General features: G+C 65.4%; 10 protein-coding genes. 7 read left to right on the top strand and 3 right to left on the bottom strand.

What is annotated here, in order from left to right; all coding sequences use genetic code 11:
• Positions 1–3 precede the first annotated feature (3 nt).
• Both KYT87_RS18860 and KYT87_RS18855 read right to left on the bottom strand, forming a co-directional pair.
• Positions 4–456, bottom strand: coding sequence for a GDP-mannose mannosyl hydrolase (locus tag KYT87_RS18860; RefSeq protein ID WP_046804195.1), 453 nt, complete (start codon positions 454–456; stop codon positions 4–6).
• A 70-nt stretch (positions 457–526) separates the two neighbouring features.
• Positions 527–1,936 carry an undecaprenyl-phosphate glucose phosphotransferase gene (locus KYT87_RS18855; protein ID WP_120156370.1) on the bottom strand — a complete coding sequence of 470 codons (1,410 nt, stop codon included), beginning with the start codon at positions 1,934–1,936 and terminating at the stop codon, positions 527–529.
• A gap of 244 nt (positions 1,937–2,180) precedes the next feature.
• On the opposite strand from KYT87_RS18855, the gene KYT87_RS18850 reads away from it, so the two are divergent.
• The 7 genes from KYT87_RS18850 to KYT87_RS18820 all read left to right on the top strand — a co-directional run bounded on the left by KYT87_RS18850 (position 2,181) and on the right by KYT87_RS18820 (position 11,784).
• Positions 2,181–3,317, top strand: a complete 1,137-nt coding sequence (locus KYT87_RS18850; RefSeq protein WP_046804111.1) for a polysaccharide biosynthesis/export family protein — start codon at positions 2,181–2,183, stop codon at positions 3,315–3,317.
• Between the two features lie 81 nt (positions 3,318–3,398).
• Positions 3,399–5,660, top strand: a complete 2,262-nt coding sequence (locus KYT87_RS18845) for a GNVR domain-containing protein (protein WP_120156369.1) — start codon at positions 3,399–3,401, stop codon at positions 5,658–5,660.
• Between the two features lie 20 nt (positions 5,661–5,680).
• The gene (locus KYT87_RS18840; protein WP_046804109.1) at positions 5,681–7,084 is read left to right on the top strand and encodes a phosphomannomutase/phosphoglucomutase; all 1,404 of its coding nucleotides are present in this window, start codon (positions 5,681–5,683) and stop codon (positions 7,082–7,084) included.
• A 13-nt stretch (positions 7,085–7,097) separates the two neighbouring features.
• Positions 7,098–8,765, top strand: a complete 1,668-nt coding sequence (pgi, locus tag KYT87_RS18835; protein ID WP_046804108.1) for a glucose-6-phosphate isomerase — start codon at positions 7,098–7,100, stop codon at positions 8,763–8,765.
• Positions 8,766–8,776: 11 nt separating this feature from the next.
• Positions 8,777–9,850 (top strand): UDP-glucose 4-epimerase GalE, encoded by a 1,074-nt coding sequence (gene galE / locus KYT87_RS18830; RefSeq protein WP_219990575.1) that lies wholly within the window; start codon positions 8,777–8,779, stop codon positions 9,848–9,850.
• A gap of 148 nt (positions 9,851–9,998) precedes the next feature.
• Complete coding sequence (gene epsC / locus KYT87_RS18825) at positions 9,999–10,946, top strand: serine O-acetyltransferase EpsC (protein WP_046804107.1); 948 nt, start codon at positions 9,999–10,001, stop codon at positions 10,944–10,946.
• 19 nt (positions 10,947–10,965) lie between these two features.
• Positions 10,966–11,784 (top strand): NAD-dependent protein deacetylase, encoded by an 819-nt coding sequence (locus tag KYT87_RS18820; RefSeq protein ID WP_120156368.1) that lies wholly within the window; start codon positions 10,966–10,968, stop codon positions 11,782–11,784.
• 142 nt (positions 11,785–11,926) lie between these two features.
• Here KYT87_RS18820 and KYT87_RS18815 read toward each other — a convergent pair whose 3' ends face one another.
• Complete coding sequence (locus tag KYT87_RS18815; protein ID WP_104144270.1) at positions 11,927–12,784, bottom strand: inositol monophosphatase family protein; 858 nt, start codon at positions 12,782–12,784, stop codon at positions 11,927–11,929.
• Positions 12,785–12,804 lie beyond the last annotated feature (20 nt).

The following is a 12,804-nucleotide window of genomic DNA, read 5'->3' as shown; positions in this document are numbered from 1 at the left end:
CGCTCACTCCTTGAAGTAGGCCTGGGTGTACGGATGCACGCCGGGATCGGCGGCGATCTCTTCCGCTTGCAGCCAGCGGTAGCCATGGTGCTGGCCGCGCGGAAGGGTTGCGGTATCCAACGAAAGCTCGGCCTCATACGCGAGGACGACATAGTGGGTGGAGCGTCCCGCTTCACCCGCGAAATTGGTGCCATAGAAGTGCTCGTACACGCCGCGCGGCGTCCACGATTCGGGGGCAATGGCCAGCCCCAGTTCTTCACGCGCGATACGGTCCAGCGCGGCGCGCAGCGGTTCGTTCTTGCGGATGCGCCCGCCCGGCACGAACCAGGCGCCACGCGCCGGCGGGTTGGTGCGCAACCCCGTCAAGTAGCGTCCGGCGCCGTCGCGCAACAACAGGTCGATGGACACCAGCGGCAGCATCTCCACCGCCTGGCGGAAGTCGGCGCGCGGCAGCACGCTGGTGGATGCCGCATGTGCCGTCATGGCCGTCGGCACGGGCACGGGCGCGCCGGGCCATCCCAATGGACTAGTAGACATTTCGGCCCGTCCATCCCGACACGGCCGTGCGGGCGATGATCAGCAGGTCCATCCGGAACGTCCAGTGCTGGATGTAATAGATGTCGTGCTCGACGCGGTCGCTCATCTTGCGCAGCGTGTCCGTCTGCCCACGAAAGCCATTGACCTGCGCCCACCCCGTGATGCCGGGCTTGACGCGGTGGCGCATCATGTAGCGCTGCACCAGGTCCTTGTACATTTCGTTGTGCTCCAGCGCGTGCGGGCGCGGGCCGACCACCGACATATCGCCCATCAGCACATTCAGGAACTGCGGCAGCTCGTCCAGGCTGGTACGCCGCAGGAAGCCGCCGATGCGGGTAATGCGCGTATCGTTGCGCGTGGCCTGCGTGACCGTGCCGTGTTCCTGGTGCACCGTCATCGTGCGGAACTTGTAGACGTGGAACACCTTGCCGTCCACGCCCAGGCGAGGTTGCGTAAAGAACACAGGCCCGCGCGAGGTCAGCTTGATGGCCAGCGCAATCGACAGCATCAGCGGCGCCAGGCCGATCAGCGCGAAGAACGCAAAGCCGCGGTCGAATACTTCTTTCGCCCAGCCGCGCACGCCGGCGGCGGGCAGGCTGTTCAGCTGGATGGCGGGCAGGCCCAGGAATTCGCCGATGCGATGACCCAGCAGCTGGATCGACATCACATCCGGAATCCAGCGGATATCCACCAAGTCGTTGCGCAGGTGGTACAGCACTTCGCGCAATTCCTGGCCCGCCTCCATCGGAAGAACGATCCAGATCTCGCGCACATTGTTTTCGTGCACGAAGGAATGCAGGTTGTCCAGATCGTGCAAGCGGCGCACTTGCGGCGGCAGGCTTTCGTGCGGCTCGGCGTAGATGCCCGCGACTTCATAGCCCGCGCCCCGGTAGCGTTCAACGCGGCGCCACAGGTCATGGCCCAGCGCGCCGAACCCCACCAGCAACACGTTCTTCTTGTTCAGCCCGCGATCGCGCGCGGCGCCCAGCGCGGCGTAGACCGCGATACGTACGCCGGCCAGCGTCAGCGCCGCCATGCCGAACCAGGTAGCCGCCCACATGCGCGATATCGCGGCGGTCTGATGCATGAGAAAACTGACAAGGATGCCCAGCGCAAACACCGTGGCCCACGCAGCCAGGCTGCGCACGACCAGATCGGTCAATAGCCGCCCGCGCCATGACACATACAGGCGGAATGCGGGGAACAGGGCGATCACGCCCAAGCCGCACAGATAGATCAGGAATAGATGAATTTGCGGAGGGTCCGCCATTGCATCTTCCGAGAACTTCAAACCGGTGGCAGTCAGGCCGCAGGTGATCACGATCGCGGCATCGAGCAGGCGGTACAGATAGCTTGCTCCGCTGAATCTTGCCGATGTGTCCGAGTGGGACGGGTCCATCGCGCACTCCTGTTCGTGGGGAGTCTTCTTGCGGCGAAGAAAAAAACGATGCACTGCCGCAAAACATGTGGCTACCGACGAAATCTTATTGAGTGCGGGGCGTACCCGAAACCTCCAAACGATGTAGGAGAAGGCTTAGGACATCCGTCGAATGTGCGGGGCTTCGAAAAGAGAGTGGAATGTCGCAACCCGTTACGCATCGGGCTCCATTCCAAGCAACGAAGTCATTCACAGTGGATTTGCCATGACGACATTTTTCGGAACGTTGAGCCGAGCCATCGCCGCTATCGCGCTCGTGTCCTCGCTGGGCGCTTGCGCCCTGTCTCCCGGTATGACCTTTAATTCCGGCCACCTTGTTGATCCCATGGACCCGAACTCCGTGGCGCCGATCAAGGAAATCACCCCCAGCCTGGTCGTCGACGACCTGCGCAACCGCCAGGCGTTGATCGATAACGACGGCGTCGAAAAGCTGGTCGGCAGCGTCGAGCCCTACCGCATCGGGCCGGGCGACATCCTTTCCATCGTGGTGTGGGACCACCCCGAACTCGTCCTTCCGACGCAAACCTATGCCATCGGGACTGGGGTGACCGAACTAGTCATGGGGGATACCGCCTCGGGCATACCGGGGTATACCGTCTCATCCACTGGATATATCCAATTTCCGTATACGGGACTGCTGAAAGTGGCGGGGTTGACGGAACTTCAGGCGCGCAATCTCATAGTCAATAGTTCCGGCAAGTACATCCAGGATCCGCAGATCACGGTACGCGTGCTGGGCTATCGAAGCAAGCGTGTCTACGTCGAAGGCGAAGTCAAGTTGCCGGGCACGGTTGCCATCAACGACATTCCGATGACTCTGCTCGAAGCGGTCAACCGCGCGGGTGGCTTGCTGCCCACCGCTGACCGCAGCGCCGTCTATGTCATTCGCGATGGCCGCCGTACCCGTGTGAACCTGCCCGCGCTGATCGAACGTGGCCAGGACTTGAATCAGGTCATGCTGAAGTCGGGCGACATCGTGCGCGTTACGCCGCGCGACGACAGCAAGATTTTCGTGATGGGTGAAGTGTTCTTGCCCACCACGGTCGTGATGCGCGATGGACGCATGTCGTTGACCGAGGCGCTGGGCATGGCGGGTGGCCCGAACCAGTTGACGGCCGACGCGTCGCAAGTGTTTGTGGTGCGCAGTACCGAGCAAGCGACGCCGCAGGTGTTCCACCTGAACGCCAAGTCGCCGCAAGCCCTGGCTGTTGGTGCGAAGTTTGAGCTGGAACCCAAAGACGTCGTGTTCGTGGATACGGCCGCGCTGGTGCGGTGGAACCGCTTCATCAGCAATCTGTTCCCGAGCGCGCAAACGGTACAGACCGTCAAGTCGATCAACTAGTCCGCCTTTCGGGCCTTCGGGCCCAAAACAACGCCTTTGGGGGCGCCGCATCCGCCGCGGCGCCCACGTCTGGAGAGCTGCATGTCGTTGCCCATCGAAGCATTCGAGCCGAACGTCCCGGCTCGCCAGCAGGAAACCCCGTTGTCCTCGCACGTGGACGCCATTATTTCGAATCGTTGGATGATCCTTGGGATCACGTTGCTCGCCTTCCTGGGCGCGCTGGCCTACGTGATGGTGACCCCATCCGTGTACTCGGCCGACATCATCGTGCAAGTCGAAGAGGAAATGCCTAACGGCCAGGCGCGCAGCCTGCTGGGCGACGTGTCCGCCATGTTCGACACCAAGGCAGAGACCTCGGGCGAAATGGAAGTGCTGCGTTCGCGCATGGTGGTGGGGCCGGCCGTGGACAAGTTCCTGTTGTACATCCACGCCAAGCCGCGTTATTTCCCCGTGGTGGGCGAATGGCTTGCGCAGCGCTATGAAGCGTTGCCATATCCGTCCAGCCTGCCGCGCGGCGGCTATGCGTGGGGCGGCGAACAGATTGCGATCTCGCAGCTGGACGTGCCCAACGAATGGCTGGGCAAGCCGTTTCGCGTGACCACGCAAGGCGAGGGCCGCTACACGCTGACGGACAAGTTCACGGGCGCCACGTTCAGCGGCGCGGTGGGCAAGCCGGAACACTTCCTGTTGCCCGGCGGGGGCGCGATGGACGTGCATATCGACGCGTTGACGGGCCGGCCCGGCACCGAGTTCACGATCTCGCGCAGCTCGCGCCTGGCGGCGATCGAAAACGTGCAATCGCACCTGGGCATCTTTGAACGAGGCCGCGCGTCGGGTGTGATCGGCGTCACGCTGGAAGGCAACGACCCGGCGCTGACCACGGCCGTGCTGAACCAGATCGGCCAGGAATACGTGCAGCAGAACGTCAACCGCAAAGCGGCGCAGGCCGAGAAATCGCTGGGCTTTCTGGAACAGCAGCTGCCCATCCTGAAGGGCGAGCTGGACGCGGCCGAAACCAAGTACAACGCCTTGCGCAACAAGCGCGGCACCATCGACCTGTCCGAAGAAGCCAAGCTGATCCTGGCGCAGTCGGTGGACGCGCAGACCAAGGTGATGGAGCTGCGCTCCAAGCGCCAGGAACTGATCACGCGCTTTGCCCCCACGCACCCCAGCATCGTCGCCATCGATCGCCAGATCGCGTCGCTGTCGGGTGATGTCAGCCGCATCGGCAACAACATCAAGGCGCTGCCCGACCTGGAGCAGGACGTGGTGCGCCTGGTGCGTGATGTGCGCGTCAACACCGAGCTGTACACGGGCCTGCTGAACAACGCGCAGCAACTGCGGTTGATCCGCGCCGGCAAGGTCGGCAACGTGCGCATCCTGGATGCGGCGGTGCAACCGGACCGCCCCGTGCGCCCCAAGGCCGCGATCATCATCGGCGTGGCCACGGTCATCGGTTTGATCTTCGGCATGCTGTGCGCCTTTGTGCGCAACGCGCTGTTCGGCGGCCTGTCGGAACCCGACGACGTTGAACGCTACACGGGCCTGCCGGTGTTGGCCGCCATTCCGTACAGCGACATGCAGGACAAGCTGTGGCGCCGCAGCCGCCGCAAGAACGCCACGGTGCCCGCGTTGCTGGCGCAAAGCCAGGGCAACGCGCCACCTATCGAAAGCCTGCGATCGTTTCGCAACGTGCTGCAAGCGTCGCTGCGCCAGTCCGCCAACAACATGGTCATGTTCACCGGCCCGGTGGCGGGCGTGGGCAAGTCGTTCCTGTCGGCCAACTTTGCCTTCATCCAGGGCGGCGTGGGCAAGCGCGTGCTGCTGATCGACGCCGACTTCCGCAAGGGTCAGCTGAACCGCTATTTCGGCGTGCCCAAGGAAGACGGCTTGTTCGAAGTGCTGTCCGGCACGATTCCGCTGGCGCGCGTCAGAAAGCACAGCGTGTCCGAAGGCGTGGACTTCATTGCCACCGGCGCGGTCACTTTCGATCCGTCCGAGCTGCTGGCCTCGCCCGTGTTCGGCGCCACCTTGCGCGAGCTGTCCTCGCAGTACGACATGGTGATCCTGGACACCGCGCCGGTGTTGTCCTCGCCCGATGCGGCGGTGGTCGGCACGCATGCCGCCGCGGTGATGGTGGTGGTGCGCTCGGGCATGAACACCGTGGGCGAAATCCGTGAAACGGCCAAGCGCCTGATCCAGGCCGGCGCGCCGGTGGACGGCGTGCTGTTCAACGGCTTGAAACTGATGCCGGAGCGCTTTGGCTTCCGGTCCAAGTATGGGAATTATCGATACTCCCGTGCGGCGTATTACGGCGATTTCAAACAGAACGGTCCCAAGTAACGCCACCCGGAGAAACTGGCATGCACGGAACTTTTGGCTGGGATACCCCGCAAATTCTGGATGCGGTTTTCAAGGCTTACGACATACGCGGCACGGTGCCGGACGAAATTGACGCGCGCTTTGCGCACAGCCTGGGCATGGCGGCCGGCACCAAGGCGCGCGAGCTGGGGGCGCGGTCGATGGTGGTGGGGCGCGATGGCCGCTTGAGCAGCGTCGAGCTGGCGGCCGCGTTGCAGGCCGGGCTGCGTTCGGCCGGCATGCACGTCATCGACATCGGCATGGCCACCACGCCGATGGTGTATTTCGCCACGCGCCTGATGGACACGGGCGCGGGCATCGCCGTCACGGGCAGCCACAACCCGCCGGCCCACAACGGCTTCAAGATCGTGCTGGACGGCGCGTCGCTGTACGGCGACGGCATCACCGCCTTGCGCGATGCGATGCGCCTGCCGATCGAATCGGCCAGCGTGTCCGGCGGACGCACGCAGATGCAGATCCAGCCCTGCTACGCGGCGCGCCTGGTGGGCGACATCCGCATGGCGCGTCCGATGAAAATCGCCATCGACTGCGGCAGCGGCGTGGCGGGCGCGGTGGCGCCGGCGCTGTTTCGCGCGCTGGGTTGCGAAGTCACCGAACTGTTCTGCGAGGTAGACGGCTCGTTTCCCGGCCATCACCCCGACCCGGCCGACCCGCAAAACCTGCAAGACCTGATTTATTGCCTGCGCTATTCCGATTGCGAGGTTGGGCTGGCGTTCGACGGCGACGGCGACCGGCTGGGCGTGGTGACAAAATCGGGACAGATCATCTGGCCGGACCGGCAGCTGATTTTGTTCGCCCGCGACGTGCTGTCCCGCAACCCCGGCGCGGAGGTCCTCTACGACGTGAAATGCAGCCGCCACGTGGCCCGCGCCATCTTCGAGGCCGGGGGCAAACCCACCATGTGCAAGACCGGGCATTCCCTCATCAAAGCCAAGATGCGCGAGTCGGGAGCGCTACTTGCTGGAGAGATGAGCGGTCACATGTTTTTCAAGGAGCGCTGGTACGGCTTTGACGATGGGATCTACGCCGCCGCCCGGCTGCTGGAGATCCTGTCCGCTGCGCCGGACCCGTCTGCCCTTCTTGAAGGCTTGCCGCAGTCCTGCGCGACCCCCGAAATCAAGCTGGACACCGCCGAAGGCGAACAGTTCGAACTGGTGAAGTTGCTGCGCGAGCAAGGGGAATTCCCCAGCGCGGTCTCCATCAACGATCTGGACGGCGTTCGGGTGGACTACGTCGATGGCTTTGGCCTGGCGCGTCCATCGAACACCACGCCGACGGTGGTTTTGCGTTTTGAAGGAGACACCGTGGCCGCACTGGCCCGGATCGAGGAGGATTTCCGCAACGCGTTCCGGCGCATTGCACCTCTCGTTCGTTTACCGTTCTAAGGAGCATCACGCGATGGGAAAGGCCAATTTTGCGATTGAGGCGTTAAGGGCGGATTCCGGCCTGGCGCAGAGCCCTGAGTGGCAGGCGTTCGCGCAGGCTGCCGAGGCCGCCGAACTTGACGCCAACACGCTTAAAGTCATTGAAGCTGCCGGTTTGTGCGTGGACCTGACCATGCAACGGCAATCGCCCGCGCTGGAAGCGGCCGCACTGAACCTGCTGCAAGCGCGCGGGCTGGCGGACGCCCGCCATGCGCTGTTCACGGGTGAACCCGTCAACTGGACCGAAGGCCGACCCGCCTGGCACACGGCCGTTCGCGCCGGGCGCACGCCCGAGCAACCGGACGGGCTGGACGCCGATTCCGTCTGCGAATATTCGCGCATGAGCGACTTCGTGCGCCGGGTGGACCAGACGGCAGATTTTTCAACCGTGCTCCATATTGGCATCGGCGGCAGCGACTGGGGCCCGCGCCTGGCGGTCCAGGCGTTTGGCGGACCCTCGCAACGCCGCCAGATCCGCTTCGTGTCCAACATCGACGGCCACGCCTTCCATGACGCGGTGGCGGGCCTGGACCCGCGCCGTTGCCTGGTGGTGATTTCGTCCAAGTCGTTCACCACGTCCGAAACCATGCACAACGCCCGCGCCGCGATTGCGTGGCTCAAGCAGGGTGGGGTGGCGGACGTGTCCGAGCACCTGGCGGCCGTTACCGCCAACGTGTCGGCCGCGCGCGCGCTCGGCGTGCCCGCCAGCCACACGTTCAAAATGTGCGACTGGGTAGGCGGCCGTTATTCCGTGTGGTCGGTGGCCGGCCTGTCGATTGCGCTGACCGTGGGCGCCGACGTGCTGATCGGCATGCGCGCGGGCGCCGAGGCGATGGACCAGCATTTCCAGAACGCCCCGTTCGCCGCGAACGCACCGATCCAGCTGGCCTTGGCCGGCTTGGTCAACTGCAGCGTGCTAGGCTACAACTCGCTGAACATTGCCGCGTACAGCGCGCGTCTGCTGCACCTGGTGACCTATTTGCAGCAGCTGGAAATGGAATCGCTGGGCAAGCGAGTGGCGGGTGATGGCACGGCGGTGGGCGTGCCCACGGCCCCGATCATCTGGGGCATGCCGGGCACCGACGGCCAGCACACGTTCTTCCAGTGGTTGCATCAAAGCGAAGACGGTGCGCCGGTGGACTTCATTGCCAGCCTGCAAGGCCACGCCGACAGCCCCGACGCCCATCGCCATCTGCTGGCCAACTGCCTGGCGCAGCGTCAGGCGTTGCTGCGCGGCAAGAACCTGGAGCAAGCGTTGCAGGACGTCGCGCACATCGACGATCAGGAAAAGGCGTTGAGCCTTGCCCAGCACATGGTGCACCCGGGCGGACGGCCGTCCACGCTGATCGTGCTGCGCCAGCTGGACCCGCGTGGCCTGGGCGCCTTGCTGGCCTTGTACGAACACAAGGTGTTCGTACAAAGCGTGGTGTGGGGCATCAACCCGTTCGACCAATTCGGCGTGGAACTGGGCAAGCGCCTGGCCACGGGCATCGACCGCGAACTGGCCGTGCCGGTGTCGGCCGGGGTGGTCGACTGGGGCCATGACGCGTCCACCTCGTACTGGATCGATCGCTATCGCAGCCACACGCAGGCGCCGCGTCCGCGCCATGCGTGGGTGCCCGGCGTGGCGGCGCATCTGTGACGAGCGCCGCCATGTCAGGCATGCACGTACTGGTGACGGGCGGGGCCGGCTACATCGGCACGCACACGCTGATTGCGATGCTGGCGGCGGGCCAGCGGCCGCTGGTGCTGGATAACTTCAGCAACGGCAGCCGCGAGGCCGTGCGCCGCGTCGAACGGCTTTGCGGCCAGCCGATAGCGCTGATAGAAGGCGATATCCGCACCCCCGGCCTGATCGAGCGCGTGCTGTCGGACGCCGCCGCGCGCGGGCAACCGGTGCAGGCGGTGTTGCACCTGGCCGGTTGCAAGGCCGTCGGCGAATCGGTGGCCGACCCGCTCAAGTACTACGACAACAACGTCACGGGTTCGATGGGGCTGCTGCGGGCCATGCGCGAGGCGGGCGTGTCCCGCCTGGTGTTCAGCTCGTCGGCCACCGTCTACGGTGAACCGCAATTCCTGCCGTTTACCGAAGCGCATCCGTTGGCCCCGGCCAATCCGTATGGGCGCACCAAGCTGATGGTCGAGGAGATGCTGCGCGATGTCTGCACGGCCGACCCGTCGTTCAGCGCGGTCACGCTGCGCTACTTCAACCCGATCGGCGCGCATCCCAGCGGGCAGATCGGCGAAAGCCCGCGTGACCTGCCCAACAACCTGTTCCCGTATCTGACCCAGGTAGCGGTAGGCCGCCAGCCGTTCCTGCGCGTCTTCGGCAACGACTACGACACCGTCGATGGCACCGGCGTGCGCGACTACCTGCACGTCATGGACCTGGCGCAAGGGCACGTGCAGGCCCTGGCGTACGGCGCCGGCCAGAGCGGCTTTGTCGCCGTGAACCTGGGAACCGGGCACGGCACCAGCGTGCTGGAACTGGTGCGCGCCTTTGAAGCCGCCAGCGGTCTGCGCATACCCGTGCAGATCATGCCGCGCCGGCCGGGCGACGTGGCGCGCACCTGGGCGGACCCGTCGCTGGCCGAGTCGCTGCTGGGCTGGCGCAGCACGTACGACGTGGCGGCGATGTGCGCCGACGGCTGGCGCTGGCAGCAGGGCAATCCACAAGGCTACGAGGCGGACGACGCCAGCCAGGGCGTGCAGGCCGCCGTGGCATAACCCCTATGCCATATCGGAGGCCTGTTGAAAAAGGGGCGCCAGCGGTTACAGTTGACGGGACTATTGCGTAGCACCGTCAATGAGGCATTCCCATGTTTGACATCCATTCTCAGCCCGGGTCCACCCGCCCCGCCCAGGGGCAGTCGCGATGAACGGGCCCACCTACATTCCCCCCGCCCACTGGAATCTGGACAGCATCGTGTCTGGCTTGCGCGAAGCGCGCGTCGCCTGGCGCGGCCCGCGCGGCCGCCTGCGCGAAGATTCCGGCCTGCGCGAATTCCCGTCGCAGGAAAGCCTGCGCCAGATCATCAAGGACCTCTGCGGCGCCTTGTTCCCCATGCGGCTTGGCCCGATCGATCTGCGTGAAGAAGTCGAAGACTTCTACGTGGGCCACACCATTGGCGCCGCGCTGGACGCGCTGCTGCATCAGGTCTGTCTTGAACTGCAATACGTCGGCCGGCACGAACACGTCGACCCCGCCGAGACGCAGCGGCGCGCCATCGAAATCGTGCGCCAGTTCGGCGCCGAGCTGCCGCGCGTGCGCGCCGCGCTGGACCTGGACGTGACTGCCGCCTACCAGGGCGACCCGGCCGCGCACAGCGTGGACGAAGTGCTGCTGTGCTATCCCGGCGTGGCGGCAATGATCCACCACCGCCTGGCCAACGTGCTGTACCGGCTGAACGTGCCGATGCTGGCCCGCATCGTGGCGGAAATCGCGCACGCGGATACCGGCATCGACATCCACCCGGGCGCCACCATCGGCCGCAGCTTTTTCATCGATCACGGCACGGGGGTGGTCATCGGCGAAACGGCCATCATCGGCGACCGCGTGCGGCTCTATCAGATGGTGACGCTGGGCGCCAAGCGCTTTCCGCCCGGCGAAAACGGCGAGCTTAAAAAAGGCCTGCCGCGCCATCCGCTGATCGAGGACGACGTCGTCATCTACGCGGGCGCAACCATTCTGGGCCGCGTCACCATCGGCAAGGGCTCGACCATCGGCGGCAACGTCTGGCTGACGCGCAGCGTGCCGCCGGGCAGCAACGTCACGCAGGCCAGCCTGGTCAGCGACATGCCCGATTGTGGGCTGGGCGGCTGAACGCAGCGTAGGAATCAGGATGGACACCCAAGTCTCGGATCTGGCCGCGTTGCGCGGCTTTGTCGACCGCCACCCGCGGCTGTTCGTGCTGACGGGGGCGGGCGTCAGCACCGATTCCGGCATCCCCGACTACCGCGATACCGAAGGCGAATGGAAGCGCAAGCCGCCCATGACGCTGCAAACGTTCATGGGCGACGACCTGGCGCGCGCCCGCTACTGGGCGCGCAGCATGGTGGGCTGGCGTCGCTTTGGCCATGTTCAGCCGAACGAGTCGCATCGTGCCCTGGCGCGGCTGCAAGCGCGCGGCTTGATCACGGTGCTGGTCACGCAGAATGTGGACGGCCTGCACGAAGCGGCCGGCAGCCGCGACGTGGTGGACCTGCACGGCCGCCTGGACGAAGTGCGCTGCATGAATTGCGACTGGCGCGGCGGGCGTGCCGACTGGCAAGACCGCCTGCAAAACGGCAACCCCGCCTGGACGTCGCTGGATGCCACCGACGCGCCGGACGGCGACGCGGACCTGGAAGGCGAAGACTTCTCTCAATTCACCGTGCCGCCGTGCCCGCGCTGCGGCGGCATCGTCAAGCCCGACGTGGTGTTCTTTGGCGAAACGGTGCCGCGCGACCGGGTCGACCGCGCCAACGCCGGCCTGATGAGCGCCGATGCGGTGCTGGTCGTGGGCTCGTCCTTGATGGTGTATTCGGGCTACCGCTTCGTGACTGCCGCGTCACGCAACGGCATGCCGATCGCCGCCATCAACCTGGGCCGCACGCGTGCCGACAGCCTCTTGACCCTGAAGGTGGAACAACCTTGCGCGGTCGCGCTGGAAGCCTTGTAACACCGGTTTTCGGCGGCCGGTTTTTGACCGGTTTAAGCAAGTGCTTGTCCTGTAAGCGTTTTTTGACGCCGTTACAGACCTTTCCATAGGGTTGTCCACAGGAACTGTGGATAATTCCTAGGGAATACCCCTGGTTTTGCGATCATCCCGCGTCCGCGATGTCCACCGCTTCGCCCAGCAACGCGCGGCGGGCGGCGTGCCAGCTGCCGGCATCCGGGGCATACAGCAGGCCGCCGGTGCGGTGCGTGGGCTTGTAGGGCGATCCGTCAAAGCGCGCGGCGTAGCCGCCCGCCTCGCGGTGCAGCAGCCAGCCCGCGGCGTGGTCCCAGGCCGTCAGCTGGTTGTACAGCGCAACGTGGCAATGGCCGGCCGCCAACATGCGGTATTCGTGGGCGGCGCAGCGCAGCGACGCGGTACTGCCCAGGCGCGACAGGTGGCTGTTCACGGTAGTGCGCAGCGGCTCGGGCAGGGCGTCCGTCGAGATCAGGCCGTCCATGTCTTCCAGCGGCGCGGGGCCGGCGACGGTCAACGGCGCCCGGCGCCCATTTTCGTATTCCATCCACGCCCCTTCACCCCGCACGGCCAGCGCGCTGTCGCGGTTGACCGGGTCGTAGATCACCCCCGCGATCACGTCGCCGCGATGGCAGGCGGCGATCATCATGCCGAACAGGGGCAGGCCCGCCACGTAGTTGCGGGTGCCGTCGATGGGGTCGATCAAAAAGGCCAGGTCGGCGTCGACCAGCATGTTCAGCAGCGAAGGGTTGCGCGCGGACGCCTCTTCGCCGATGAGCACGGCGCCCGGGTACAGCTTGGACAGGCGCGCGCCGATCATGCGTTCGGCGGCCTCGTCCGCATCCGTGACCAGGTCGCGCGGTGAACTCTTGCCCCGCACGGCGCCTTCGGGCAGGTTGCGAAAGCGCGGCATGACTTCCACCAGGGCCGTTTCGGCCAGCACGGCGGCAAGCTTGCGGGTGTCCTCAAGGGTAAAGGTTCTGCTCATACGGATCCATTCAGGGAACG

Origin of the sequence: Achromobacter sp. ES-001 (assembly GCF_019448355.1) — a bacterium.
Lineage (GTDB): Bacteria > Pseudomonadota > Gammaproteobacteria > Burkholderiales > Burkholderiaceae_B > Achromobacter > Achromobacter spanius_B.
The sequence above is the reverse complement of the archived record's forward strand: the minus strand, read 5'-3'. Positions and strand labels throughout refer to the sequence as shown.

Excerpts from the sequence above, each read along its gene's own strand:
- KYT87_RS18855 (WP_120156370.1), bottom strand. The coding sequence starts at position 1,936 with ATGGACCCGTCCCACTCGGACACATCGGCAAGATTCAGCGGAGCAAGC.
- KYT87_RS18850 (WP_046804111.1), top strand. The coding sequence starts at position 2,181 with ATGACGACATTTTTCGGAACGTTGAGCCGAGCCATCGCCGCTATCGCG.
- KYT87_RS18845 (WP_120156369.1), top strand. The coding sequence starts at position 3,399 with ATGTCGTTGCCCATCGAAGCATTCGAGCCGAACGTCCCGGCTCGCCAG.
- KYT87_RS18840 (WP_046804109.1), top strand. The coding sequence starts at position 5,681 with ATGCACGGAACTTTTGGCTGGGATACCCCGCAAATTCTGGATGCGGTT.
- pgi (WP_046804108.1), top strand. The coding sequence starts at position 7,098 with ATGGGAAAGGCCAATTTTGCGATTGAGGCGTTAAGGGCGGATTCCGGC.
- galE (WP_219990575.1), top strand. The coding sequence starts at position 8,777 with ATGTCAGGCATGCACGTACTGGTGACGGGCGGGGCCGGCTACATCGGC.
- epsC (WP_046804107.1), top strand. The coding sequence starts at position 9,999 with ATGAACGGGCCCACCTACATTCCCCCCGCCCACTGGAATCTGGACAGC.
- KYT87_RS18820 (WP_120156368.1), top strand. The coding sequence starts at position 10,966 with ATGGACACCCAAGTCTCGGATCTGGCCGCGTTGCGCGGCTTTGTCGAC.
- KYT87_RS18815 (WP_104144270.1), bottom strand. The coding sequence starts at position 12,784 with ATGAGCAGAACCTTTACCCTTGAGGACACCCGCAAGCTTGCCGCCGTG.